At 72.9% G+C, this 24,706-nt stretch carries 26 protein-coding genes; 10 read left to right on the top strand and 16 right to left on the bottom strand.

From position 1 onward, the window contains the following. Window positions 1-241: 241 nt before the first annotated feature. Window positions 242-2,857: a BTAD domain-containing putative transcriptional regulator gene (locus ACQP00_RS33405; protein ID WP_433203029.1), complete on the bottom strand. Its 2,616-nt coding sequence runs from the start codon at window positions 2,855-2,857 to the stop codon at window positions 242-244. 124 nt (window positions 2,858-2,981) lie between these two features. Between ACQP00_RS33405 and ACQP00_RS33400 the strand changes: the two genes are divergently transcribed. After that, a complete protein-coding gene (locus ACQP00_RS33400; RefSeq protein ID WP_433203026.1) occupies window positions 2,982-3,350 on the top strand; it encodes a hypothetical protein in 369 nt (122 codons plus the stop codon). A gap of 55 nt (window positions 3,351-3,405) precedes the next feature. On the opposite strand, the gene ACQP00_RS33395 is transcribed toward ACQP00_RS33400, so the two are convergent. After that, the gene (locus ACQP00_RS33395) at window positions 3,406-3,981 is read right to left on the bottom strand and encodes a hypothetical protein (protein ID WP_433203023.1); all 576 of its coding nucleotides are present in this window, start codon (window positions 3,979-3,981) and stop codon (window positions 3,406-3,408) included. An 80-nt stretch (window positions 3,982-4,061) separates the two neighbouring features. Further along, entirely contained in the window at window positions 4,062-4,799 is a 738-nt protein-coding gene (locus tag ACQP00_RS33390; protein ID WP_433203020.1) for a class I SAM-dependent methyltransferase, read from the bottom strand. Between the two features lie 281 nt (window positions 4,800-5,080). Here ACQP00_RS33390 and ACQP00_RS33385 point away from each other — a divergent pair, with 281 nt between their 5' ends. Then, window positions 5,081-5,791, top strand: a complete 711-nt coding sequence (locus ACQP00_RS33385; protein ID WP_433203017.1) for a hypothetical protein — start codon at window positions 5,081-5,083, stop codon at window positions 5,789-5,791. A 1-nt stretch (window position 5,792) separates the two neighbouring features. Here ACQP00_RS33385 and ACQP00_RS33380 read toward each other — a convergent pair whose 3' ends face one another. After that, entirely contained in the window at window positions 5,793-6,683 is an 891-nt protein-coding gene (locus ACQP00_RS33380; RefSeq protein WP_433203014.1) for an EamA family transporter, read from the bottom strand. A gap of 70 nt (window positions 6,684-6,753) precedes the next feature. Between ACQP00_RS33380 and ACQP00_RS33375 the strand changes: the two genes are divergently transcribed. Both ACQP00_RS33375 and ACQP00_RS33370 read left to right on the top strand, forming a co-directional pair. Next, complete coding sequence (locus ACQP00_RS33375) at window positions 6,754-7,614, top strand: LysR family transcriptional regulator (RefSeq protein ID WP_433203011.1); 861 nt, start codon at window positions 6,754-6,756, stop codon at window positions 7,612-7,614. A gap of 53 nt (window positions 7,615-7,667) precedes the next feature. Next, window positions 7,668-8,249 carry an FhaA domain-containing protein gene (locus ACQP00_RS33370; protein ID WP_433203008.1) on the top strand — a complete coding sequence of 194 codons (582 nt, stop codon included), beginning with the start codon at window positions 7,668-7,670 and terminating at the stop codon, window positions 8,247-8,249. On the opposite strand, the gene ACQP00_RS33365 is transcribed toward ACQP00_RS33370, so the two are convergent. From ACQP00_RS33365 to ACQP00_RS33345, 5 genes are read right to left on the bottom strand one after another with little or no spacing between them, the layout of a single operon-like run. Then, a complete protein-coding gene (locus tag ACQP00_RS33365; RefSeq protein ID WP_433203005.1) occupies window positions 8,230-9,189 on the bottom strand; it encodes a quinone oxidoreductase family protein in 960 nt (319 codons plus the stop codon). The two genes, ACQP00_RS33370 and ACQP00_RS33365, sit on opposite strands and share 20 nt — an antisense overlap. A gap of 1 nt (window position 9,190) precedes the next feature. Next, window positions 9,191-9,553 carry a hypothetical protein gene (locus ACQP00_RS33360; protein ID WP_433203002.1) on the bottom strand — a complete coding sequence of 121 codons (363 nt, stop codon included), beginning with the start codon at window positions 9,551-9,553 and terminating at the stop codon, window positions 9,191-9,193. Continuing rightward, the gene (locus tag ACQP00_RS33355; protein ID WP_433203000.1) at window positions 9,550-10,413 is read right to left on the bottom strand and encodes an extradiol ring-cleavage dioxygenase; all 864 of its coding nucleotides are present in this window, start codon (window positions 10,411-10,413) and stop codon (window positions 9,550-9,552) included. The genes ACQP00_RS33360 and ACQP00_RS33355 overlap by 4 nt, the downstream gene beginning before the upstream one ends. A gap of 11 nt (window positions 10,414-10,424) precedes the next feature. After that, window positions 10,425-11,207, bottom strand: a complete 783-nt coding sequence (locus ACQP00_RS33350) for a citryl-CoA lyase (RefSeq protein ID WP_433202997.1) — start codon at window positions 11,205-11,207, stop codon at window positions 10,425-10,427. Continuing rightward, window positions 11,192-12,313: a CaiB/BaiF CoA transferase family protein gene (locus tag ACQP00_RS33345; protein ID WP_433202994.1), complete on the bottom strand. Its 1,122-nt coding sequence runs from the start codon at window positions 12,311-12,313 to the stop codon at window positions 11,192-11,194. The genes ACQP00_RS33350 and ACQP00_RS33345 overlap by 16 nt, the downstream gene beginning before the upstream one ends. Window positions 12,314-12,442: 129 nt before the next feature. Between ACQP00_RS33345 and ACQP00_RS33340 the strand changes: the two genes are divergently transcribed. Together ACQP00_RS33340 and ACQP00_RS33335 are read left to right on the top strand one after the other, a co-directional pair. After that, window positions 12,443-13,879 (top strand): amidohydrolase family protein, encoded by a 1,437-nt coding sequence (locus tag ACQP00_RS33340; protein WP_433202991.1) that lies wholly within the window; start codon window positions 12,443-12,445, stop codon window positions 13,877-13,879. 12 nt (window positions 13,880-13,891) lie between these two features. Continuing rightward, complete coding sequence (locus ACQP00_RS33335) at window positions 13,892-14,686, top strand: IclR family transcriptional regulator domain-containing protein (RefSeq protein ID WP_433202988.1); 795 nt, start codon at window positions 13,892-13,894, stop codon at window positions 14,684-14,686. On the opposite strand, the gene ACQP00_RS33330 is transcribed toward ACQP00_RS33335, so the two are convergent. Genes ACQP00_RS33330 through ACQP00_RS33320 form a run of 3 tightly spaced genes read right to left on the bottom strand, consistent with a single transcriptional unit; the run spans window position 14,679 to window position 16,103 of the window. Continuing rightward, on the bottom strand, window positions 14,679-15,503 hold the full coding sequence (locus tag ACQP00_RS33330) for a ribokinase (protein WP_433202985.1): 825 nt from the start codon (window positions 15,501-15,503) through the stop codon (window positions 14,679-14,681). The genes ACQP00_RS33335 and ACQP00_RS33330 overlap by 8 nt on opposite strands. Next, window positions 15,475-15,660: a hypothetical protein gene (locus tag ACQP00_RS33325; protein ID WP_433202982.1), complete on the bottom strand. Its 186-nt coding sequence runs from the start codon at window positions 15,658-15,660 to the stop codon at window positions 15,475-15,477. The genes ACQP00_RS33330 and ACQP00_RS33325 overlap by 29 nt, the downstream gene beginning before the upstream one ends. Further along, window positions 15,657-16,103 carry a VOC family protein gene (locus ACQP00_RS33320; protein WP_433202979.1) on the bottom strand — a complete coding sequence of 149 codons (447 nt, stop codon included), beginning with the start codon at window positions 16,101-16,103 and terminating at the stop codon, window positions 15,657-15,659. Before ACQP00_RS33320 ends, ACQP00_RS33325 begins: the two co-directional genes overlap by 4 nt. A 78-nt stretch (window positions 16,104-16,181) precedes the next feature. Between ACQP00_RS33320 and ACQP00_RS33315 the strand changes: the two genes are divergently transcribed. Next, window positions 16,182-16,553, top strand: coding sequence for a VOC family protein (locus ACQP00_RS33315; RefSeq protein WP_433202976.1), 372 nt, complete (start codon window positions 16,182-16,184; stop codon window positions 16,551-16,553). A 10-nt stretch (window positions 16,554-16,563) separates the two neighbouring features. Here the strand turns inward: ACQP00_RS33315 and ACQP00_RS33310 are convergent, their stop codons facing one another. Further along, on the bottom strand, window positions 16,564-17,943 hold the full coding sequence (locus ACQP00_RS33310; RefSeq protein ID WP_433202973.1) for a dihydrolipoyl dehydrogenase family protein: 1,380 nt from the start codon (window positions 17,941-17,943) through the stop codon (window positions 16,564-16,566). A 113-nt stretch (window positions 17,944-18,056) separates the two neighbouring features. Here ACQP00_RS33310 and ACQP00_RS33305 point away from each other — a divergent pair, with 113 nt between their 5' ends. After that, the gene (locus tag ACQP00_RS33305; RefSeq protein ID WP_433202970.1) at window positions 18,057-18,395 is read left to right on the top strand and encodes a GlsB/YeaQ/YmgE family stress response membrane protein; all 339 of its coding nucleotides are present in this window, start codon (window positions 18,057-18,059) and stop codon (window positions 18,393-18,395) included. A gap of 170 nt (window positions 18,396-18,565) precedes the next feature. Here ACQP00_RS33305 and ACQP00_RS33300 read toward each other — a convergent pair whose 3' ends face one another. Next, window positions 18,566-20,092: a methyl-accepting chemotaxis protein gene (locus ACQP00_RS33300; protein ID WP_433202967.1), complete on the bottom strand. Its 1,527-nt coding sequence runs from the start codon at window positions 20,090-20,092 to the stop codon at window positions 18,566-18,568. A gap of 195 nt (window positions 20,093-20,287) precedes the next feature. Between ACQP00_RS33300 and ACQP00_RS33295 the strand changes: the two genes are divergently transcribed. Further along, window positions 20,288-21,289, top strand: a complete 1,002-nt coding sequence (locus ACQP00_RS33295; RefSeq protein ID WP_433202964.1) for a LacI family DNA-binding transcriptional regulator — start codon at window positions 20,288-20,290, stop codon at window positions 21,287-21,289. Here ACQP00_RS33295 and ACQP00_RS33290 read toward each other — a convergent pair. Then, entirely contained in the window at window positions 21,282-21,710 is a 429-nt protein-coding gene (locus ACQP00_RS33290; RefSeq protein ID WP_433202961.1) for a hypothetical protein, read from the bottom strand. The genes ACQP00_RS33295 and ACQP00_RS33290 overlap by 8 nt on opposite strands. A 93-nt stretch (window positions 21,711-21,803) precedes the next feature. Between ACQP00_RS33290 and ACQP00_RS33285 the strand changes: the two genes are divergently transcribed. After that, entirely contained in the window at window positions 21,804-22,370 is a 567-nt protein-coding gene (locus ACQP00_RS33285; protein ID WP_433202958.1) for a GNAT family N-acetyltransferase, read from the top strand. Here ACQP00_RS33285 and ACQP00_RS33280 read toward each other — a convergent pair. Next, window positions 22,295-24,679, bottom strand: a complete 2,385-nt coding sequence (locus ACQP00_RS33280) for a putative bifunctional diguanylate cyclase/phosphodiesterase (protein WP_433202955.1) — start codon at window positions 24,677-24,679, stop codon at window positions 22,295-22,297. The two genes, ACQP00_RS33285 and ACQP00_RS33280, sit on opposite strands and share 76 nt — an antisense overlap. Window positions 24,680-24,706 lie beyond the last annotated feature (27 nt).

Here is a 24,706-nt window from a genome sequence, read left to right as displayed (position 1 = left end):
GTTGTCGTGCGCCTGCGGTGGGATCGGGGCGTGGAGCGGTGCTCGGCGATCTTGGTGCGTGACGTTGTTGTCGTGCGCCGGCGGTGGGGTCGGGGCGTGGAGCGGTGCTCGGCGATTTTGGTGCGTGACGTTGTTGTCGTACGCCGGCGGTGGGTTCGGGGCGTGGAGCGGTGCTCGGCGATCTTGACGCGCGACGTTTTTGTCGTACCCCTGTGGTGGGATCGGGGCATGGAACGGTGGGTCAGGCGGTCAGCAGCAGGAAGTCTTGCAGCATCGGGGGTTCGGTCGCGCTGCAGCGGTATTCGCCGTTGCCGCCCAGCAGGCTCAACGGGTAGCGGCCGCGGAGTCCGCGCCGGACCTGCTCGAATCCGTAGACGGTCTCGGGCGGGACGAAGCGCAACTGGTACGGCACGTAGTCGCGGGTCGCCCCGTCCACGCCGATGAAGTCCCACCGGTCGCCGACGCGCTGGTTGCCCACTACCCCGCGGGCGCCGATGAGGTAGGCGTTGCTCACCAGTGAGCGGGCGCCGATCGGGGTGTCGGCCGGCGCGGTGTAGAGCGCGAAGTCGTGCGGGGCGAACACCTGCACGCCGTGGATGCGGCGGCCGTCCTCGGCCAGCTGCGGTGGGACGGGCACGGGGCGCGGGTTACGGCCGTCGGGGTCGGCGATGAGCAGCGTGCCGTCGGCGGCGAGCCAGGAGAGGGCCTGGCCGCACACCGAGTACATCGGGTGGGCGGCATCCGAGAGGTCGGCGGGCAGGGCGGCGAATCGTCCGCTGCCGGCGTCGACGGTGCCGGCCGTGCCGTCGAGCGCGCGGACCAGGACGCGTCGCGAGTCGTGCGTCCACACCGGCGGGAAGAGGAGCCCGTCGACGTGCTCGTGCAGGATGCGCTCGGGCTGCGCGCCGGTGAGGTCCCGCACGTAGAGCTCACCGGCGTCGACCCAGCTCAGCCAGCGCAGATCGGGGGAGAGATTGGCGGTGTCGATGGCGGCCGCCGGGAGGGTGGCCAGCAGCGTCGGCTCGGGCGTGTGCGGGTCCCACACGACGAGGCGGGGGGCGGTGGCGGTGCGCTCGAGGTAGTACAGGGGAGGCATGACGTTCTTGTAGACCCCGGGCGGGTCCCGGTCGATGCGGTAGTAGAACGTGGCGGGGGCGAGCACGGCTTGGCGGCGCTGGCGCAGGCGGTCGACCTGCTCGGCGAGCGCGGCCGGCCCGGCGTCGTGCAGGTTCGCGCCGGCCACCCGGATGTGCTGCGGGAGGTGCCCGCACAGCTCGGTCAGCGTGCGCGCGAGCGGCTCGTCGGCCGGGTCGAGCGGCGCGCGCAGCATGCCGGCGAGCAGCCGCAGCGAGTCCGTGGGGGCGAGCGGGCCGACTTCGACGTGGCTGGCGTCGCGTTCCACGGTCAGCTCGGGCAGCGGACGCCGGGTGGCGACGATGACCGCGCAGCCGGGCGCTCCGGGCAGCAGGGGCAGCACCTGCGCGGCGTCCGCGGCGTTGTCGAGCACGAGGATCATCCGCTTACCGGCTAGCGCGGAGCGGTGGGAAGCCTCATTGACGGCGGCTTCGTCGTTGCGGTCAGCTTCGTTGTTGCGGCTGGCTCGGTCGTTGCGGCTGGCTTGCTCGTTGCGGTCAGCTTGGTCGTCGCGGCGGTCGTCGCGGTCGTTGCGGTCGGCTTCGTTGTTGCGGCTGGCTTGGTCGTCGCGGCGGTCGTTGCGGTCGTTGCGGTTGTTGCGGTCGGCTTGGTTGTTGCGGTCGGCTTCGTTTTCGGTGGTTGTGCTGTGGCTGGCTTTGCCGGTGGCTTGGTCGGCGACTTGGTTGTCGGTCGTTGTGCTGCGGCTGGTTTCGCCGGTGGCGTTGAGGATTCGCAGGGCCTCGGCGGCCGTGAGCGGCGAGGAAGGGGAGTAGCCACGCAGGTTCACGTACAGGCCGCCGTCCGGGTAGGCGGCGGCGTTGCGGTGCGCCCAGTGCAGCGCGAGGCCGGACGTGCCGACGCCGGCCGGGCCGGTCAGCACCACGAGGCCGGTCGCGCCGATCGCCTCATCGAGTGCCTGCAGTTCCCGCTCGCGGCCGATGAGGAGGCGGACGGTGCCGGGGAGCTGACGCGGTACCGTTGCGGCGTCGAAATGATGTCCGGCGATGGCCTTGTGCGTCTTCGTGAGGGCCGCGCCCGGCTCGATCCCGAGCTCCGTGCGCAGCCGGGCGGCCAGCGACCGGTAGTGGGCGATGGCCTCGGCCCGCCGGTCGAGCCGGGCCAGCACCACCATGAGCAGCCGCACCGGCCCCTCGCGCAGGGGGTGGGCGGCGACGAGCCGGGTGAGCTCCCCGGCGACCTCGCGGTGCCGCCCGGCCATGATCTGCAGCTCCAGCCACTCCTCGGTGACGAGATCCCGCACCGCGTCGAGTGCGGCGGCGTCGCGGGCGAGCGTCTCCCCGCCGATCCCGTCGAGCGCCGGCCCGCGCCACAGCTTGAGGGCCGCCCGCAGGTGCTCGGCGGCCCCGCGCACGTCGCCGCCCGCGGCCGTCTGCCGGCCCGCGCCGACGAGCTCGTCGAACACCCAGCGGTCGAGCTGCCCCGGTTGGATGTGCAGCGTGTACGCGTCCTTGTCGGCCACGATCGCCAGCGACGACCCGACCCGCCCCAGCAACCCGCGCAGCGCGGAGACGTGGTTCTGCACCTGCCGCCGCGCGAGCGCCGGCGCGCCCCCGTCCCACACCGCACCGGCGAGCGCGTCGATGGTCACGGGGCACCCGGCGTGCAGCACGAGCGCGGCGAGCAGCCGGCGCTGCTGACCCGGCAGGTGCACGGCACGACCGGCCACCTCGACCGCGAGCGGCCCGAGCATCCGAACCTCCATGCACTCGACGGTATCGACGCCTGTCGTGCCTCGGAACACCGTCGCGTAGGACGTTCATAGGACGTACGGTGCTCGACGTGGACACGGCGCTGCGGGTCGACCGGGCCGACGTACGGTGCTCGACGTGAACACGGCGCTGCGGGTCGACCGGGCCGACGTGCGGGCCACCGACGACGAGCACACGCTCATCCTCGCGGCCGGCGGCGTGCACGTGCTGCTGATCCGGCTGCGCTACGACGGCTGGGTCGACGAGCTCGTCAACGCGGCCGGTACCGTCGGCACCTGGGCCGTCGCGGCGTGGACGCTCGTCGGCCACGACCTGACCCTGGAGGTCGGCCGGTCGGCGTCGGCCGAGCTCGGCCTGCCGCGCGATCTCCGGCTGCGGCTCGAGGTCGACGACGCCGGGATCAGCCTGGTGCGGGCGGCGCTGCTGGAGATTCTGTCGTGTGCCTGCTACCTCGTCGACACGCCCGAGGGGCGGCTCGCGAACTGATCGTCGCGTCACGCGCCCAGGTTGGCCGTTCCGCGCGCTCCGGCGTCGTCCCCGTTCACGAGACGTCGACGGACTCCAGGGCGTGCACCGATTCGACGGCGAGCGGTTCGAGGTCGGCGAGGCCGGGCACGTCGTGCAGGCCCGGCGCGAGATCGGCGAGCAGCCGCGCGGCGTCGAGGGCCAGCTGTGCGGCCTCCGCCGGGTCGTCGTCGCCGAGGCGCGCCTTGATCTCCCCGCCCAGGCTGGGCAGCGTGGCCTCGTCGCTGACCGGCGGCAGGCGCTCGGCCAGCGACGGCGGGTCGGGCACGTGGAGCCGCCGGTGGTTGAGGGCGGCGACGACGGCGCGGCGGTCACCGTACCGGTCGAGGAGGGCCACCAGCTCCAGCGCCCGCGTCACCAGCCGGGGCCGCCCGGGGAACTGGTCGAGCCACGTGAGCAGGGCCTCGTCGCCGCCGACGTGGTCCATCACCCGCTGCAGCCCGGCCGCGACCGGCGTTGGCGGGGGCTCGAACTGCCCGACGAGGTACGCCACCTGCCCGGCGAGCCCGGCCTCACTCTCGGCGTCGAGGCGCCCGGCCGCGAACGCCCCGGTGGCGCCCAGGTCCAGGCCGCCCAGGGGGAAGGTCGTCACGGGCCGTGCGCTACCCGCGGTCAGCCCCGCGAAACCGCGCGCCCGACCACGGTCCAGGCCGACGCTCGCGCCACCCGCGGTCAGTCCTGCGAAACCGCACGCCCAATCACGGTCCAGGCGGATGCGGTGATCTCGATCGGCCCGGTCGCCGGGAGCAGCTCCGCGCACCGCTCGCGCAATGCCGCCACCCTCGGCTCGTCGAGTGAGCGCACGTAATCGCCAGCCGGCCCCACCCCGAGCGTGTACGGCTCCCACCACGCCTCGAAATCCGCGAAGTGCGCGCGAACGGACAGTTCGGTCGGCTCCACCTCGCGCAACCCGGCCGCCACGAACAGCTCGGCCAACTGCCCCTCGCGCGATCCGGGCAGGTCGGACTCGTCGCGCGCCTGCGGGTCGACGTCGAGCACGGCCCGCCAGAACAGCGAAAGCGGCCCGCCACCGCCTGGCGCGAGATCCCACACACACGCCGCGACGACCCCACCCGGCCGCGCCACCCGGGCCATTTCCCGCAGCCCGGCCACCGGATCGCGCATGAAGTGCACAACCAACTGCGCAAGAACAAGATCAAAGGCCCCGTCACGGTACGGTAAGTGCTCCGCCGACCCCGCCCGCACATCCGCCGTGGGGAACCGAGCCCGCGCCGCCGCCACGAACGACTCCGACGGATCAACGGCCGAAACCGAGGCGGCCCCGAGCTGCGCGACAAGCTCCGCCGTGAGCGCGCCCGTCCCACACCCGACATCGAGCGCACGCTGCCCGGCCACGACCCCGACGAGCGTCGCGAACCGTTGTGCCAGGGGCTCCGAGTACCGCCCCATGAACCGCCCGTACGCATCCGCGTGAACCTCAAAGCTCACGGGAAGATGCTAGTCCTCGTCCCGCCGCCCGCACCCTCCTGGCAGCGACCGGGTTTCCGACATTTGCCGCGGCGCTGTCGTGCCCGTCACCGTTTCCGTTGGGTGCGTCACGTTTGATGCGGGGCAGATCGGGGTTCCGCCGGGCACGGGCACGCGTAGGCCAGGCCGATCGGGCTCGGCGGACAAGGTCAAGCTGAGGCGACACCCGCATAGGGTTAGCCCGCATCGGGCAGGATGGAGGTATGCCGCTGCCCCTGCCGCGTGTCTCGCAAGTCGTCGACCTGGCCGTTTCCGCGGCCGGGCAGGCCGTCAGCACCGCCGCCGCCATCGTCGCCCTCCCGGGCCGCGTGGTCCGCATCGTCGACGGCGCCGAGGTGCTCGTCGCCCGGGCCACCGCGACCCTGGACGCGGCGAACGAGGCGATCGGGGACGTACGCGCGGTCACCGCCACCGCCGCCGGCCTGATCGAGGAGGCCGGGCGGACCTCCGCCGCCGCCGCCGTCGTCGTGACGCAGGCCAAGCAGACCGCCACCGCCGCCGACGCCATCGTGGCGCAGGCCAAGCAGACGGCCACCGCCGCGGACGGCATCGTCGCGCAGGCCGAGCAGACCGCGACCAACGCCGACGCCATCGTCGAGCAGGCCGCGCAGACGTCGGTGAAGGCGAACGAGCTCATCACCGCGTACGAGCCGCACCTGCGCCGCTTCGTCGACAACCTCTCGCCCGAGGAGGTCGAGGCCGGCATCCGGATGATCGACGAGCTGCCGCGCCTCGCGTACCACCTGCGCACGGACGTCATGCCGATGCTGGCCACGCTCGATCGGGTCGGGCCCGACATCCACGAACTGCTCAACGTGACTCGCGACCTGCGCCAGGCCATCATCGGCCTGCCCGGCTTCGCCATGTTCCGCCGCCGCGGCGCCGCCGCCGAGGACGACGTCAAACCCGGCTGACCTAGGTGGCCGGCACCGGTCGGGCGTTCTGCGCGACGCGGATCGCGCGCCGGCCCGCGACCGCCACCGCCGCCGCGTTCGTGCCCACGACGATCGCCATGCCGGCCCAGACGTGCGCGGCCGGGATCTGGCCCAGGATCAGCGCGCCGGCCAGCGCGGCCCACACCGGGTGGACGCTCTGCAGCAGGCCGAAGAACCGCGGCGGCACGCGACGCAGGGCCACGACGTCCGCGGCGTACGGCACGACGGAGCACAACACGCCGGCCCCCAGGGCGTAGGCAAGTCCCATCCAGCTGAAGCGGCCCTGCGCGAGCAGGACGATAGCGACCGGCAGGTACAGCAGCGCCGCGACCGACGTACCCACCGCCGGGCCCTGCAGTCCGGGCAGCCGGGCGCCCACGACCCGGTTGAGCAGGATGTACGACGCCCAGCAGCCCGCTGCGAGCAGGCCCAGACTCAAGCCCACGAGGTCGGTGCTGGAGCCGGGCAGCACGAGCACGTAGACGCCGACGCCCGCCACAACCGCGCACACCAGGTCGATCGGGGTGCGCGAACCGCACAACGCCACCGCGAGCGGGCCCAGGAACTCCAGGGTGACGGCCAGGCCAAGGCCGATGCGGTCGACCGCGGTGTACAGGCTGATGTTCATCGTGGCGAACACCACGCCCAGCAGCAGCGTCGGCCACCACTGGGACCAGGTCATCCGGCGCAGGTCGGGCCGGGCGATCGGCAGCAGCACGGCCGCCGCCACGAACTGGCGGACCGCGACCACGCCCGCGGGTCCGATCGCCGGGAAGGCCCGCGCGCCGAGGGCGGCGCCGGCCTGGTTCGCTGCGGCGCTCGCGACCATGGTCGTCAGGGCGCCGCCGGTGCCGAGGTTCAGCCTGCTCACAGCCCCGATTGTCGGCGCCGTTCCGGGGGTCGCGGAAATGCGCGGGGCGGCGGATTCATACGCTGTACGCATGGATCTGGAGCTTCGGCAGCTGCGCGCGTTCGTGGCCGTGGTCGAGGCCGGCACGTTCACGGACGCGGCGGCGGTGCTCGGGCTGTCGCAGGCGGCGGTGTCACGCTCCGTCGCCGGACTGGAGTCGGCGCTCGGAGCGAAGCTGCTGCATCGTACGACCCGGCAGGTCCGGCTGACCGCGGCCGGCACCCAGGTGCTGACCCGGGCCCGCGCGGTGCTGGACGAGGTCGCGCACCTGCGGCGCGTGGTCGAGCGGTCGCGCACCGAGCTGCGCGTCGGCTACGCCTGGGCCGCGATGGGGCGGCACACCCGGCGCATCCAGCGGGCCTGGTCGGGGCGGCATCTGGGCGTACCGCTGGTGTTCGTCCAGCACAACTCGCTGGCGGCGGGACTGACCGACGGTACCGCCGACGTCGCCGTGCTCCGACGCGCCCTGGACGACGCGCGGTTCGTCACCGCCGAGGTCGGCCTGGAGCACCGCTGTGCGGCGGTCGCGACCGAGCACACCCTGGCCCGGCGGCGCACGGTGCGGCTGGCGGACCTGACGCGGTACACGATGGCGATCGACGACCGGACCGGCACCACCAGTCTGGGGCTCTGGCCCGAGGGGGCGGGCCCGGCGTCGGTCCGCCCCACGCACGGCACGGACGAGTGGCTCACGCTGATCGCGGCCAACCAGGCCGTCGGTGTGACCTCGGAGGCGACCGCCCACCAGAACCCGCGGCCCGGCGTGGCCTATCGGCGCATGGCCGACGCCCCGCTGATCGAGGTCCGGCTGGCCTGGTGGCGCGACGACCCGCCGGCCCACCTGGACGACCTGATCGCCCTGACCCGCGAGGCCTACGGCTACGAACAGTGATGGCCGGGCCGCGCCCGGACGGGCCGGGAGCGCGCTCGGGTAGGCTGCGCGGCATGAGTCTGCCGCAGCGGACCGCGATCCTGGAGGCGATGCACCGCGAGGCGGAGGTCGGGGAGCAGACCCTGGCGCCCAACAGCTACCTCGTGCTCGTCGCGCCCGGCGATCTCCCGCACCTGGTGCCGCTGGCCGGTCCGCTGGCCCGGGCGCAGGCCGAGTTCCTCGCCGAGCAGCGCTGGGGCATCTGCGACGAGGTGGTCGTGGACCTGCAGCCCGACGACACCGTGCCGCCCGGTGAGTTCAGGATCGTCGCCGACGTGCGCAAGGCCAAGACCCGGCGCGAGGACGAGGCGGGGCGCGGCATCCTGCTGCTCATCGACGACGGTCGTCGCTATTCCATGCAGTCCGGCGAGACCGTCATCGGCCGGGGGCGGCAGGTGGATCTGCGCGTGCGGGACGAGGGAGTTTCGCGGCGGCACGCGTCGTTGCGGTACGACGGGAAGGCCCTGGTTCTGATGGATCTCGGCTCGACCAACGGGACGCTGCTGAACAGCCGCCCGGTGACCGAGCCGATGGCCGTGAGCCCGGGCGATGTCATCACGCTCGGTGGTGTGCAGGTCACCGTGCAGAAGGACTGAGCACCATCCGCGCCGGCGCCGTGCCGGTGGCCTGGGCGGTCCAGGCCGCCGGGGCCTCGTCCAGGGGGACGGCCTGGTAGGAGACCGTGAGCCGGCCCGCCGCCGCGTGGCCGGCGATCGTGCGCATGGTCTCCGCGCGCTCGGGCTTGGTGAGCGTCGTGTTCGTGTACCCCAGAATGCGCAACGACCCGCTGCGCAGCGTGGCCGAGTCGAACGGTGCCGTCGGTGATGCCGAGCCGCCCAGGTTGACCAGGCGGCCGCCGGGGCGCAGGACCTGCAGCGCGGCCGCCGCCGGGATGCCGAACAGCGGGTCCAGCACCAGATCCAGCGGGCCGTCCAGGGCCGGGCGCAACCGGGCGGCCAGATCGGCGACGGTGTCGTTGTCCCGCAACGGTACGACCGCGTCGGCGCCCAACGACGTCGCCCGTGACTGGGCGGCGGCGGAGCGGCACGCGGCCACGACGCGGCGGGCGCCGAGCAGCCGGGCGATCTGGATCGCCGCCTGCCCGACGATCCCGCCGCCGCCGAGGACGAGCACCTGCTCGCCGTGGTGCAGATCGCCGCACGAGGTGAGGGACTGCCACGCCGCCACGGCGGACAGGCCCAGTGCGGCGACCAGGGTCGGCTCCGCCCCGGCGGGGAGAGCCACGATGTCGGACGGGTCGACGTCGGCGTACTCGGCCATGCTCCCGTCGCCAGCGCGCATGCCGGCGTCGGTCGCGAACCACACCGGGGTGCCGTCGTCCAGTGTTCCCACGCCCTGGACGCCGGGGACGTAGGGCACGGCGGGCGCGCCGAAGTACGACGTCCCGCTCGCGCACAGCAGGTCCAGCGGCGTGATGGGCGCGGCCGTGACCGCGACACGCGTGCCCCGCCCCGCCAGATCGCGCGGGCCGACCACCGGTGACTGTCCACACTGGACCATGAGCAGGGCGCGCATGTCAGGTCGCGATGTCCGGGTACGGCATGTCGAAATGCGCCAGCCGCAACGCGTACTGCTTCTGGAAGCCCAGCGGCTCCTCGTGGTCGCGCTCGAACATGGCGATGAACAGCGTCAGCGTCAGGAACGGATGCGCGCCCAGCGAGAACAGCGCCGGGTAGTCGTGGTCCACCAGCGCGGAACGCTCTTCGGCGGTGAAGGCCAGCCACGTCGAAGCCTCGCCGGAGTGGCAGTTCAGCAGCGAGTTGGCCACGTTGGCCTCCCACCACGCGACGGTTTCCGCGGGCTCGGTGCGGTACCGCTCCACGAGCGCGGGGTCGCGGTCCACCGTGAACAGGAACTTGTTCAGCAGGTACTTGCTCATGCGACGCCTCCGGAGGGGTACCAGGTGAAGTAGGCCTCCATGGTGTGGAACAGGTCGTAGGTGTCCACGTAGTCGGCCTTCCGGCCGGCCCCGGCCACGCCCATCATGAGCATGAAGTCCATGAACCCGTGGGTGGCGTTGCCCGGCGCGTGCAGGCTGTCCAGCGTCACCTCGGACAGGCAGCCGTCGAGGTCGCCGTTCGCGATCCACTCCACGGCGCGCGCGTCGAACTCCGGGTCGGGGCCGTGCGGGCCGAACTGGCGCGGGCCGCCGAGCTCCAGCGAGAGGTGCCCGGTGCCGATGACCGCCACCCGCAGGTCGCTGGGCCACGACTCCACCAGCTCCCGGATCGTCTGTCCGAGCTGGACGAACCGCTTCGGCTGGGGCAGCGGCGGGGCGAAGATGTTGGTGTACACCGGCACGATCGGCAGGTCGGCCTCGGGCCGCAGGGTGATGATCGGGCACGTGATGCTGTGGTCGATCCGCAGCTCGTTGCTGAACGCGAGGTCGAAGCCCGCGTCGAGACCCTCCCGCAGCATGTACGCCGAGAGGTCCTCCTGCCCCGCCAGCCGCATCCGCGGGAGGCCGAACTCGCGCTCCTCGTTGTACCAGTTGGCATCGTAGAACGGCGCCTTGCCGATGAGGAACTGCGGCATGTTGTCCAGCCACAGCTGGTGGAAGTGGTCGGAGCCGACCATCACCAGCACGTCGGGCCGGGCCTTGGTCAGCGTCTCGCGGAACCGCCCGATCTTGGCGACCCACTCGTCGGCGAACGGCGGGCGCTCCTCGCCGACGGCCGTGCTGGCCTTGTAGTAGAAGGGGTGGTGCGTCGAGGCGATCACCGCGACGATCTGAGCCACGGCGGCTCCCTTCACGAGGTGTATTTGGCGTTCCGATCCACGGTGCGGTAGATCTCGAGACCCAGATTGGTGCGGCGCTCCTCGGCGAGGTGTCCCAGCAGTCCGGCCGCGCGCGCGAGCAAGGCGAAACCGCGGAGCATCTCCACCGGCAGGCCCAGATCGGCGAGCGCGGCACCGCAGACTCCGGCGCCGTTGAGCGGCAGGGTCCGGCCCAGCACCTCGGGGTGAACGCGGCCGATGGCTTCGAACAGCCGCAGGTGCGGCCCGCGCAGGCCTTCTTCCGCGGCAATGGCGATCAGCACCGGTGTCCGCGGGTCCCGAACCTTGTGCACGGGGTGACCGAGTCCGGGTACGAACTTGCCCGCCGCGCGCTGATCCCGGACAGCGGCCAAGGCGACCTGATCCCACTCGCCGTCAGACACAGGCAGAGCGGACAACCCCTGTAATACCCCCGCCAGAAAGCGTCCGCAGTCCTCGGTGACGCCCAGGAATCGCGAGCCACCACCCAGGAGCCCCGCGGCCAGGGCACCCTGCAAGGCTTCGGGGGCGCTGGCATACGTCACCCGAGCCGCGATCGCCGTCGGGGTGAAGCCGTGGTCGGCCAGGGCCACCAGCACGGCCTCGAACACGCGGGTCTCGCCCGGGGTGGGCCGGCGCCCGGCCACCAGCCAGAACGCGAGCTCGCCGAAGCCCACCTTCCCCATCAGATCGGCCGCGAGGTCCTGGCCCAGCAGCCGGATCTGGTCGGCGTCGGACGTGCCGATGCCGGTCGGGAAGCTCAGCTCTTCAGCCATTGCCGGATCTCCTCGCCGTGCTCGTCCAGGGCCGGCGGCGGCAGCTCGTACCGCGCGGGAGTGGCCGAGAACCTGATCGGGTTGCGCACCCCGGGGATGCCGCCGGTCGTCACGACCGGGTCCAGCCCGAGGGCCTCGGCGTAGGCCACGCCGCCGTCGATGGTGTTGATCGGCGCGCACGGCACCCCGGCCGCCGTGAGCAGGTCGAACCACTCGTCCTTGGTCCTGGTGACGAGGACGTCGACGAGCAGCGGGCGCAGCGCCTCGCGGTTGGCCGTGCGGTCCTGGTTGTGCGCGAAGCGCGGGTCGTCGAGCAGGTGCTCGAGGCCGAGGACGGCGCACAGCTTGCGGAACTGCGGGTCGTTGCCCGCGATGACGATCAGCTCGCCGTCGGCGGTCGGCAGCGGCTCGTACGGGAACAGGCTCGGATGCGCGTTGCCCATGCGGAACGGGACCGTGCCGCCGGCGACGTACCCGCTGCTGTGGTTGACCAGGCCGGACAGCGCGGACGAGAGCAGGTTGACCTCGATGTGCTGGCCGCGCCCGGTGCCCGCGCGGTGGTGCAGCGCGGCGAGGATGCCCAGGCCCGCGTGCATGCCGGCCATCACGTCGAAGACCGAGATCCCGGCGCGGTACGGCGGGCCGTCGGCGTCACCGGTGAGCGACATCAGGCCCGAGATCGCCTGCACCATGAGGTCGTAGCCGGGAAGGCTCGCGCCCTGGGCGGTACCGAAGCCGGAAATCGAGGCGTAGACCAGCCCGGGGTTGCCGGCCGACACGCTGTCGTAGTCGAGGCCGAAGCGCTCGAGGCCACCGGGTTTGAAGTTCTCGATCACCACGTCGGCGCGGCGGGCCAGTTCGCGTGCGGCCTCCAGGTCGTCCGCATTGCGAAAGTCCAGCGCGATCGAGCGCTTGTTGCGGTTGATGCCGAGATAGTAGGTGGAGAGGCCCTCGCGAATCGGGGGCATCCACGTGCGGGTGTCATCCCCGCCCGGCCCCTCCACCTTGATCACGTCGGCGCCGAGATCGGCCAGCAGCATCGTCGCGTACGGCCCCGCGAGGATTCGCGAGAAGTCCGCGACCAGCAGCCCGTCCAGTGGTCCCACGGCGCCTCCTGACCGCTGTGCGGACAACTGTCCGCAACTCGTTGACACGATACAACACCGGGATGAGAATTCCAGCACCTGAGCAATGACCGCCAGGCGGACACTTGTCCGAGATTGGAGCCCCCCGCTATGGGCGCAGTCATCTTCCGCAACGGCCTGGTCCTGACCATGGACGACACCCACACCGTGCTGCCCGGCGCCGACGTGCTGATCGTCGACGACAAGATCGCCGAGATCGGGGTCGGCCTCACCGCCCCGCCCGGCGCCCAGGAGATCGACGCCACCGGCGGGATCGTCATGCCCGGCATGATCGACACCCACCGCCACATGTGGCAGACCGCCATGCGCGGCTACGGCGCCGACTGGACCCTCACCCAGTACTTCGTCTGGTACTACCTCGAATCCGGCAAGCACTTCCGCCCCGAGGACATCCACGCCGGCAACGTGCTCGCGGCCTGGGAGGCCCTCGACGCCGGCGTCACCACCACCGTCGACTGGTCGCACGGGCTGCAGACCACGCAGCACGCCGACGCCGCCGCCGACGCGCTGGAGTCCGTGCCGGGCCGGTTCGTGCTCGCGTACGGCAACATCCAGCAGGGCCCGTGGCAGTGGTCGGCCGCGCCCGAGTTCCGCGACTTCGTCAACCGGCGGATCAAGGGCTCGGACATGCTGGGCTTCCAGATGGCCTTCGACGTCACCGGCGACCCGTCGTTCCCGGAGAAGGCCGCGTTCGAGGTCGCCCGCGACCTGGGCGTGCCGGTCACCACCCACGCCGGCGTCTGGGGCGCGACCAACGACGACGGCATCCGGCTCATGCACGAGCACGGGTTCATGACCCCGCAGACCGTCTACGTGCACGCGGCGACGCTGAACCAGGACTCGTACCACCGCATCTCCGCCACCGGCGGCAGCGTCTCGGTGTCGACGGAGAGCGAGCAGAGCGCCGGGCAGGGGTACCCGCCCACCTGGACGCTGCGCGACCACGACATCCCCGTCTCGCTGTCGATGGACACCTCGGTGTGGTGGAGCGGCGACCTGTTCTCCGCCATGCGCACCACGCTCGGCGCCGACCGCTCCCGCGAGCACCTGCAGGCCCACGGCCGCGCCGAGACCGTCACCCACGTGCACCTGCGGGCCGAGCAGGTGGTCGACTGGGCCACCCGCGGCGGCAGCCGGGCCCTCGGCCTCGACGACAAGGTGGGCAGCCTGCAGCAGGGGAAGAAAGCGGATGTCGTACTGCTGAAAAATGACGCGAGTCCCGTGATGTTCCCGATCCTGAACCCGTACGGCCACGTCGCCTTCCAGGCCCAGCGCGGCGACGTGCACACCGTGGTGGTCAACGGGCGGGTCGTCAAGCACGAGCACAAGCTGGTCGGCGCCGACCTGGCCAAGGCCCGCGCCGACGTCGAGCGCACCGTGGAGCACCTCGTCTCCGTGATGGGCCGCGACGCCTGGGAGAAGGGCATGAACCCCGACATCCCGGAAACCAAGGTGATGGACAACCCGTACACGTATACCGAGTGGGACGCCGGATCCGCGCAATGGAAGCATGGGTCTGCCCAATAAGGAAGGATCCGCATGCCACGCGAAGCCGGACCGGATTTCATCGAGGCTCTCGCGCGCGGCTTGGACGTGGTGCGCTGCTTCAGGCCGGGCCGGCCGGTGATGACCCTCAGCGAGGTCGCCACCGCCACCGGCCTGGCCCGCCCCACCGCCCGGCGCATCCTGCTGACCCTGGAGGAGCTGGGCTACGTCCGCTCGGCCGGTGAGCGCGGTTTCGCGCTCACCCCGCGGGTGCTGGAGCTGGGCATGGCGTACGTCAACGCGCTGAGCCTCTGGGACGTGGCCCGGCCGCACATGGAGAGCCTGGTCGCCAAGACCGGCGAGTCGACGTCGCTGTCCCAGCTCGACGGCTCCGACATCGTGTACGTGGCCCGGGTGGCGGTCCCGAAGATCGTCACCCTGGCCGTCACCATCGGCACCCGCTTCCCCGCCCCGGCCACCTCGATGGGCAAGGTCCTGCTCGCCGGGCTGGCCCCCGACGAGCTGACCAAGCTGCTGTCCGAGCCGAGCCGCTCCGGCATCGTCCCGCGCTGGCAGCCGCCCCGCGACGAGCTCGACGCGGCCCTGCGCGAGGTCCGCACCAAGGGCTGGGCCCTGGCCGACCAGGACCTGGCCCCGGGCGTCCGCTCGGTCGCCACCGGCGTGCGCAACGGCGACGGGCGGGTGGTGGCCGCCCTCAACGTGACCGTCCACGCGGCCGAGACGACCGTCGAGCACCTCCTCGACCACCACCTGCCGCTGCTCCTGCGCACCGCCGCGGACGTCAGCCACGACTGGTCGCTGCTGGACTCGGTCCCGATCGTCACCTGAGCGCGGCCAGGTCCTCCGCTCGCGGCAGGGCGGCCCGCGCGCCGACCGCGGTGGTGGCCAGCGCCCCGGCCGCGCACGCCAGCCGGGCCGCCTCCTCAAGGTCGTGCCCGGCGTCCAGGGCCCACGCGAGCGCGCCGCAGAAGGCGTCCCCGGCGCCGGTGGTGTCCACCGTGGCCACCCTATGGCCGGCAATGTCCACGGTGGAGCCGGGCCGGTGGATGCGGCACCCGGCCGCGCCGAGCGTGACGACCACGGCCCCGACCCCGGCCGCCAGCAGGTCGGCGGGGGAGCCCAGCACGGCGAGCTCGTGCTCGTTCGGCACCAGCACGTCCACCAGCGACAGGATTTCAGGCCGCAGTTGTACTGCCGGTGCCGGATTCAGCACGAACCGCTTGCCCGACCGGGCCGCGGCGAGCACCGCGTCCAGCGGCACCTCCAGGCTCGCCAGCAGCACGCCCGTCGCGGGCAGGTCCGGCACGTCGGCCGCGCACAGGTTCGCGTTGGCGCCCGGGACGACCGTGATGGCGTTCTCGCCGAGCTCGTCGACGAGCACCACGGCGAGCCCGGTCGGCACCGTGTCCCGCACCACGTACGTCAGGTCCACATCGGACAGTGAGCCCGGGTCGAAGTCGGGGCCGACCCGGGCGATCAGCGCGCACTCGCCGCCGAGCCGCGCGACCGCCGCCGCCTGGTTGCCGCCCTTGCCGCCGGGCCCGGTCGAGGAGCCGGTCGCGATGACCGTCGAGCCGGGCGCGGCGATGCTCGGCACCCGTACCACGAGATCGGCGTTAATCGCCCCCACGACGAGCACGCTCATGGGACGGGATGCTACGGGACTCGTCCATCATGAAGCGCGCGTACCAGTCCGGCCAGCCCTCGTCGAAGTGGCCCAGCGCCTTCTCGTGGACGCCGTGCGCCTCGGCCGCCCGGCGCAGGGCCGCCGCCAGTTCCTCGGCCGTGCCGTAGGTGATCACCGGCCCGGCGCCTTGACCCGGACCTCCTGCATGACCCAGCCGTTGCCGTCCGGATCGGCGAAGGTGGCGAACGAGTCGTACGACCCGTGCTGCGGGTCCGGCCCGGGCACCCGGCCCTCGGTCCCGCCGTGATGGAAGATCCCGCCGGCGTCGTGGAACGGCTCGCTGACGTCGATGCCCCGCCGCACCATCTCGGACCGCGCCTGCTCGATGTCCTGCACCACCAGGTGCAGCCCCTCCACCGACCCCGCCCCGGCGGTGGTGAGCCGGTCCCCGAAAATCACCGAGCACCCGGATCCCGGCGGTGTCACCTGGACCACCCGAAGCCCGTCGTCCGCCGCGAAGTCCGCATCCAGCCGCCATCCGAGCCGCTCGGTGTAGAAATCCTTGGCCCGATCGACGTCGCCGACCGGGATCACGATCACCTCGAGTTTGAAGTCCACCGCGCCACGCTGCCCCGGCCCGGGTCATTCAAGCCCCGAACCGTCCCGGCTCATCCGCGCCCTCACTAGAGTTGCGCCATGGCGAGCATGCAGCCGCAGTTGTGGGTCGACGGCGCGGCCACGGCGGTCGAGTTCTACACCGCGGCGTTCGGCGCGCGGGTCCTGCACCGGGTCGGGGAGGGCGAGGACATCGTCGCCCAGCTCGACGTCGAGGGCGCGGTGTTCTGGGTGGCGGCGGCCGACCCGCAGCGCCGGCGCCTGAGCCCGCCGCTGGTCAACGGGACCACCGGGCGGATCCTGCTCGTGGTGGGCGACCCCGCCGCCATGCACGCGCGGGCGGTGGCGGCGGGCGCGACCCCGACGTCGGAGGTCGCGCCCGAGCACGGCTGGCAGGTCGGCCGGGTCGCCGATCCGTTCGGCCACGAGTGGGAGATCGGGCACCCGCTCTGAAGCGTCGTCGCTACAGGCCGAGGGCGTTGAACAGGTACAGCCAGATCTCGCTGCGCGTCGGGAACGCCGGGATCGCGTGGCGCAGCCGCCCCAGCGGCACCTCGCCCACCACCGCGATCGTCGCCGCCTGCAGGAAGTCGGCGATCTCGGAGCCGGTGATGGTGGCCCCGACGATGACCTGGCGCTCCTCGTCGATGACGAACCGGCTGGTGCCGCGCGCGCCGCTGCCGTAGTAGGAGCCGCCCGCGTTGCCCGAGGTCGGCAGGTCGACCACGCGCACGGTCAGCCCGGCCGCCCGGGCCGAGGCCTCGGTGTGCCCGACCGCGGCCACCTGCGGGTCGGTGAAGATCACCCGCGGGGCGCCGCTGCCGTCGGCGAGGTGGGTCGCCGCCATCGGCCGGCCCAGGATGTGCCCGGAGGCCAGCGCCGCCTGATACTTCGCCATGTGCGTGAACAGCGCGCGGCCGTTGAGGTCGCCGATGACGTACAGCCAGTCCTTGCCCGGCACCCGCGTGTGCTCGTCGACCTTGATGGCGCCGCCGCCGGTGAGCCCGACCGTGTCCAGGCCCAGCCCTTCGGTGTCCGGCACCCGTCCGGTCGCGACCAGCAGCTCGTCGCCCACGGCCGTGCTGCCATCGCCGAGCGTGACGACGACGGTGTCACCTTCACGCCGTACCGCCGAAGCCTTCTGTCCGGTGCGGATGTCCACGCCCTGCTCCCGCAGCGACGCCGTCACCTGCTCGCACGCGAACTGCTCCTCGCGGGGCAGCAGCCGGTGCTCGCCCTCGATCAGGGTCACCTTCGTGCCCAGCGAGACGTAGGCCTGGCTGAGCTCGGCCCCGACCACCCCGCCGCCGAGCACCACGAGCCGCTTCGGCAGCGTCTTGGACGTGGTCGCCTCGCGGTTCGTCCACGGGTTCGCCTCGACCAGGCCCTCGATCGGCGGCATCGCGGGCACGGTCCCGCCGGCCAGGATGACCGCCTTGCGCGCGACGAGCACGGTGTCGCCGTCGCCCACCACCACCCGCTTCTCCCCGTCGAGCCGGCCCCGCCCGCGGAAGAGCTTGATGCCGCGCTCCTCCAGCCAGGGCACCTGCCCGGCGTCGTCGAGGTTGCCGATCAGCTCGTCCCGGCGGCGCAGCACGGCGGCGCTGTCCAGCGGCCCGGTCACCGCCTCGGTCACCCCCGGCACCCGGCGCACCTCGGCGAGCAGCTCGCCCGGGCGCAGGAGGGCCTTGGACGGGATGCAGGCGTAGAACGAGCACTCCCCGCCGACCAGGCGGTCCTCCACGATCGCGACGTCCAGCCCGGCCTCGGCCAGTCGTCCGGCCGCGACCTCCCCACCGGGCCCGGCCCCGACGACCACGACGTCGAAGCTGCGTTCCTCCATCACGGACTTCCCTTCGCGTTCGGGCAACTAGTTATGACCGTACGCGGGAGGGCCGGGGGTTGCGCCGGGGCAGCACAATGCGGGGGTCAGTTCCATGCAGGGGGAGGCACCCGGTGCAATTTCAGGACTACCTGGCCGCCATCATCTTCGGCGCCGTCATCGGCATCGTGGCACGCATCATCCTGCCCGGCCGGCAATCCATCGGCATCATCCTGACCATCCTCATCGGCATGGGCGCCGCGGTGGCCGGCACCTGGGCGGCGGACCGGTGGGACCTGCACAGCGACAAGCACTTCACGGTCAGCGGTCACAACTACGACTGGCTGGTCGTGGGCCTGCAGGTCGGCATCGCCGTGGTCGGCGTCGGCCTGGCCGCCGCCCTGACGAGCATGTTCCGCTCCGACCGCGACGACGACCGCCACCGCCACCACCACGACCGCGACCGGTACTAACGCTTCACCCGCCGCGACCAGGAGTCGGTGCGCTGTTGAGGGGGTGTGGGTGGAGCGAAGCTCCCCCACCGCTCTTCAGGACATTCAACGGTAAACCACGCCGCCAGACAGACCATCCGCGGCTCACCGTTCGCTCTCAGTAGGTCCCGCGCGCTTTTCGGTCGGCGGCTCTACCGCTCGTTCAGCAGGGTCGCCAAGTGCGCCTGGTCCTCCAGGATCGCGGTGATTCGGGACTGGACCGCGTCCATCTGGCCGATCGTGTCGCTCGTGGTGTGGATGCCGGCCGAGACCGAGCGGGCGCTGTCCTGGATGCCGGCGATCTGGTCGGCCACCTTCTGAGTCGCCGCCGCGGTCTCCCGGGCCAGGTCCTTCACCTCGCCCGCGACGACCGCGAAGCCCTTGCCCACGTCGCCGGCCCGGGCCGCCTCGATGGTGGCGTTGAGCGCCAGCAGGTTCGTCTGGTCGGCGATCGACGAGATGATTTTGATGACGTCGCCGATCGCGGCCGAGGCCCGGCCGAGCGCGTCGACCTCACCCGTCATCGTTGAGGCGCGGCTGACCGCCTCCTGGGCCACGCCGGTCGCGTCGCTGCTCGCCTCGCGGAGACGGGCGATCGAGTCCAGCAGCATCCGGCCGTTGCGCTCGGCCGCCTCACCCGCCCGGACGATGTCCAGGCGCTGGGAGACCAGTTGCTGGACGTTGCGCAGGACCGAGGCGCGGGAGTCGCTCAGCGAGATCCGCGCGGTGGTGAAGAAGTCCATCGTGCCGACCACGCGGCCGCCGGACTGGATCGGGAAGCAGACACCCGAGCGCACCCCGGCGCGCTGGGCCGCCGGGGCCCGCACGCAGTCGGTCAGCTCGGCGAGGTCGGGCACGAACACCAGGTCGCGCGCCTTCCACGCCCGCCCGGACAGGCCGATCCCCTCGGCGAACGTGGCGGCCAGGGTCACGTCGCGGAACTCCGGACCGGCCGAGCCGGACTCCAGCCGGAACACCAGCACCGGCCCGGAGCCGCGCTCCTCGACCTCCCAGTACGAGCCGTACGCCCAGCCGAACGCGCTGCGCACGGTCTCCAGGGCGCCCCGGATCGCCGACTGGCTGTCCGCGGCCCGGCCCAGCGCGGTCACCACCTCGGTCACCGCCGCCCGGTCCTTGGCGTCCTGGCGCAGCTCGGCCGCGGCCAGCACCTGGGCGCGGGCCAGCTCGGCGATGCGCAGGACGGCGTTCCATTTCTGCGTGCGCGGTTCGTCGACGTGGAAGTGGTACGGCGAGTAGAACTCCAGCACCGCCACCACCCCAGCGTCCCGCACGACCGGCACCACGGAGGCGGCGACCATCCCGGCCCGGCGCGCCTCGGCCGCCCGCGGGTCGTTCTTGACGTCGTCGAGGTCGCCGGCGTAGATGGCCTGCCGGCTCTGCTGGGCCCGCTGCACCATCCCGGTCGGCGCCGCCCGCACCTGGTCCGCGTTCGACCCGGCGACGTGCCCGATCTCCAGCGCCCCGCCGGGTCCGGTCGGCAGCCAGACCGCCCCGTACTCGTAGCCGTACGAGCGCACCAGCGACTCGACGGTGATCCGCCACGTGCTCGCCTCGTCGGACGCGCCGGCCAGCGCGGTCACGAGCTCCTCGAGCGCCTCGACATCCCGCGGCGCCGGCTCGGGCCGGGCGGCGGAAACTGAACGCGACAACAGCCCCACGCCCTGCCATCGTCATCGGGGAGCGGTTCTGTAGCCATTCGGTTCATCCATGGAACTTCCATGAAAACGGACATGGCTCGCCGAATCTCCCAGACCACCGAAAACCCGAGCGCGGCGGAGCGGGCGGCCCGGGGTGATCGACCAGCGTGGCGGTGGTGCGGGACGGGACGTGGGGGACCGGCTACCGTGTGCGCCATGGCAACGATCGGTGACGTGGCGAAGCAGGCGGGAGTCTCCCCGAGCACCGTCTCGTATGTCCTGAGCGGCAAGCGGACCATCTCGGAGGAGACCCGGGCCCGGGTCCTCGCCGCCATCGAGGTGCTCGGCTACCACCCGCACGCCGGGGCGCGGGCCCTGGCGAGCAACCGGTCCAACGTCATCGCGCTCATCATGCCGCTGTACACCGGGCTGTACGTGCCGATTCTCATGCAGTTCGTCATCTCCGTGGTGACCGCGGCGCGGCGCTTCGACCACGACGTGCTGCTGCTTACCCAGGACGAGGGGGAGAAGGGGCTCGAGCGGGTCGCCGCCAGCTCGCTCGCCGACGGGCTCATCGTCATGGACATCGAGGAGCACGACGCCCGGCTGGCCCGGCTGCGCACCCTCGGCCGGCCGTCCGTGCTCATCGGCTTTCCCGCCGACGGCACCGGGCTGACCTGCATCGACCTCGACTTCGGGGCGGCCGGGGCGGCCTGCGTGGACCACCTCGCCGACCTCGGGCACCGGTGCGTGGCCCTGGTCGGTTCGCCGCCCGAGGTGTACGAGCGGGGCCTCGGCTTCGCCCGCCGCACGGCCGACGGGTTCCACGAGGCCCTGCGGCGCCGGGGTCTGAGCGGCTCGACGCTGCCGTGCGAGCCGACCCCCGACGCCGTGCTGGAGCTGGCCGAGTCGCTGCTGGCCCGGCACCCCGACCTGACGGGCGTGGTGGTGCACAACGAACCGGCGGTACCGCTGCTGCTTGATGCTTTTGCCGCTCTTGGCCGTTCGGTGCCGCACGACATCTCGGTGGTCGCGATCGGCCCGGACGACCTGGCCGAGCGGTCCAAGCCGCGGCTCACCTCGGTCGGCATCCCCGCCGAGGAGATCGGCCGGCGGGCGGTGGAGCTGGTGGCGGCGAAGCTGGACGGCCGCCCGGTGCCCGACGCCACTCTGGTCGAGCCGGTGCTGGTCGCGCGGGACAGCGCCGGCCCTATCTGAAGTAGCGGTTCGCCCGCGGCGTGAACATCAGCCCGCACGCCGTGAGCACCGCGCCGACGTGCAGCACGCGGCTGCCGCCGAACAGCAGGTCCACGCCGCCGGATTTACGGATGACTTCGGTGACGGAGTTGCCGTCGGCCAGCCACAGCAGCGGGTCGACGACGATGGACAGGGTGCCCAGCACCCCGAGGCCGATGGCGAGCGCGAGGCGGGCCCAGCGCTGCCCGCGGTACATCCGCAGCGTTGTGAAGAGTGCGGCCCCGAACACGACGGCGCGCAGGGCCACCCCGGCCACCGCCCCGTCGCCGGCCCGGCCGCTCGCGACCACGAGCACGGTCTCGAACACCCCGGCCCCGACCGCCACGAACCACAGCGTCCGTGCCTGCCGCACGGCCCCCGGAACTTCCACGATGCTTCGCATGCCATCGATGCTTCCGGCCGCGGCCGCCCCGATCCATCCCGCCGCCCACCGCCCCCGTCCTGGGGCCAGCCCCCGTAGGGAATGATCATCCTCGTGGACATCACGACCTGGCACCTGGAGCAGACCGACCCCGCGCAGCTCCGCCCGGCCGCGCCGCCCGCCGAGCCGGTCGAGATCATCAGGGCCGAGGTGGTGAGTCCGGAGCTGAACCGCTTCCTCTACACGGCGGTCGGCGGCGACTGGTGCTGGACCGACCGGCTGGGCTGGACGTGGCCGCAGTGGCGCGACTGGCTGGACCGGCCCGGGGTCGAGACGTGGGTGGCCTACCTGCGCGGCACCCCGGTCGGCTACGTGGAGCTGGACGGGCCCGCGGGCGGCGAGGTCGAGATCGCGTACTTCGGCCTGCTGCCCCAGTTCACCGGCCGGCGCATCGGCGGGCACCTGCTGACGGTGGCCCTGCAACGCGCCTGGACCCTCGCCGAGCGCTGGCCGTCGCTGCCCGCGACGCGCCGGGTCTGGGTGCACACGTGCAGCCTCGACGGGCCGGCGGCGCTGTCGAACTACCAGGCGCGCGGGATGGCGGTCTACAACACCGAGGTCGAACCGTCCGCGACGCCGGCCGCGACCCCCGGGCCCTGGCCCGGCGCCGCGCGGCCCTGACGCACCAGCCCGGCCGTGGCCATGGACTGCTGGCGGGCCAGGAGCTCGGTGACGCCCTCGGCGGTCAGCGGCTCGGCGAGGTGGTAGCCCTGGCCCAGGGTGTACCCGAGCTCGCGCAGCACCGCCGCCTGTTCGGCGCTCTCCACGCCCTCCGCGACGGTGTCCAGGCCCAGGGCGCGGGCCAGCTGGATGACGGCGCGGGCCACGGCCTGGCGGGCGTCGGCGGCGGCGGGGCGGCCGTCGTCGATCTCGATGCCGTCGACGAAGGACTTGTCGAGCTTGACGATCGCGGCCGGGAAGGCGCGCAGCAGGCTCAGTGAGGACTCGCCGGTGCCGAAGTCGTCCAGGGCGAGCCGGATGCCGAGGCTGTCCAGCTCGTGCAGGGTGCGGGAGACCTGCTGGCCGCGCAGGACCGCGGACTCGGTGACCTCCAGGACCAGGCGCTCGTTGGGCAGGCCGCTCTCGGCCAGGGCGGCGGTCACGTCGGCGACGAAGTCCGGGTCGTGCAGCTGGCGGGCGGAGACGTTGAGGCCCGCCTCGCGCAGGGCGTGCGGGCCGAAGCGGCGCAGCCACACCGCGGCCTGCCGGCACGTCTCGCGCAGCACGAAGCGACCCAACGGCACGATCAGGCCGGTACGCTCGGCCGCCGCGATGAACTCGCCCGGGCCGACGACGCCGCGGTCCGGGTGGTGCCAGCGCAGCAGGGCCTCCACGCCGACCACGCGGCCGTCGTAGAGGGAGAGGATCGGCTGGTACACGACGCGGAACTCGTCGTCGTCCAGGGCCCGGCGCAGCTCGCCGCCGAGGCGCATGTGGGCCAGCACGGGCTCGCCCATGCCGTCGACGTACCGCACGAAGCTCGCCTTCCCGCCCTGCTTGGCGGTGTACATGGCGACGTCGGCGTCGCGCAGCACCGAGTCGACGGTCGCGTCCGGGCCGGCGGCGGCGATGCCGATGCTCGCCTGGACGAGCAGCCGGTGCTCGCTGATCGGGCGGTCCAGGGCGGCCAGCAGCCGGGCGGCGAGCGCCTCCGGCTCGGCGCGGGGGCCGGTGAGCAGGACCGCGAACTCGTCGCCGCCGACCCGCACCGGCAGGGAGTGCGGGCCCGCCTCGGCGCGCAGCAGCTGGGCGACGGAGACGAGCAGGTGGTCGCCGACGCCGTGGCCGAGCAGGTCGTTGACGGTCTTGAAGTCGTCGAGGTCGACGAGCAGCACGTGCACCGGCTCGCCGGAGGCCAGGGCGGCCGCGAGCTTGTCGCGGAACAGGGCCCGGTTCGCCAGCCCGGTCAGGCCGTCGTGACTCACCTCGTACTGCAGCCGCTCCTCCTGCACCCGCGTGCTGTGCAACAGGCGGTTGTTCTCCCGGAACGCGAGGTACTGGCGGAGGGTCACGAGCACCGTGACGACGACGGCGGCCAGCAGCACCACGCGGCTCGGCCAGCTCAGCGGGGCACCCAGCGCGACGGCGACCAGCGGCACGTCGGCCGCGGCCACGGCGAGGTAGGGCAGCAGCACCCCGCTGCGCCCCGGTCGGTGGCGCAGCCCGGCGTCGGCGCGCGCCTGGACCCAGACGGCCAGGGTGGCCAGCAGCGGGGTCAGCGGCATGACGATCGCCTGGGCGGGCACGGCGCCGGGCGGGCCGAGCCGGACCGCGATCACGGTGACGATCGCCGCGGTGAACCCGCCGGAGGCCGCCATGAGCCGGATCGCGTCGCGGTCGACCGGGCCGCCGGCGACGTAGGAGACCTTGGTGGCGGCGCCGACGGCGACCAGCAGTCCGAGGCCGGTGAGCACCATCGCCTGCGGGCTCCACGGGTCGGCGGCGCCGATCATGGGGGCGAGTCCGGCGTACCAGAGGACGACCGCGCAGCCCAGAAAACCGATGGTGCGGTCCAGCAGGATGCGCCACCACTCGACGCCCTCGGACGGCACGACCGGCACCCGGATCATGGCCCAGATGGCGACCAGGAACCCGATCGCGGCGCAGGCGGCGGCGGGCAGCGGCATCCGGCGGGTGGCGGCCTCGGTCCAGTGCACGAGGATGTCCGTGGCGAACCAGGCGTAGCCGAACGAGACGAGCGCGACCGCGGCGAGCATGGTGCGCCAGAACCGCCGGGCGACGGGGCGCAGGCCGCCGGTGCGCAGCAGGCGGAAGACGGCGGCGGTGGCGAACACGCCGCCCGCGGGGGCGAAGGCGTAGGCGACGGCCTCGGTGCCGGCGCCCACGGTGAGGTGGGCCACGCACCAGACGGTGCCAAGCGCGGCGACCACGGCGGCGGCGAGGACATAGCGCCGGGCCTCCCGCGTCACGAGTGGAACGATATCGTGCCGGTTGCG

It is taken from the genome of Dactylosporangium sp. CS-047395 (assembly GCF_050942185.1).
Classification (GTDB): Bacteria; Actinomycetota; Actinomycetes; order Mycobacteriales; family Micromonosporaceae; genus Dactylosporangium.
The sequence above is the reverse complement of the archived record's forward strand: the minus strand, read 5'-3'. Positions and strand labels throughout refer to the sequence as shown.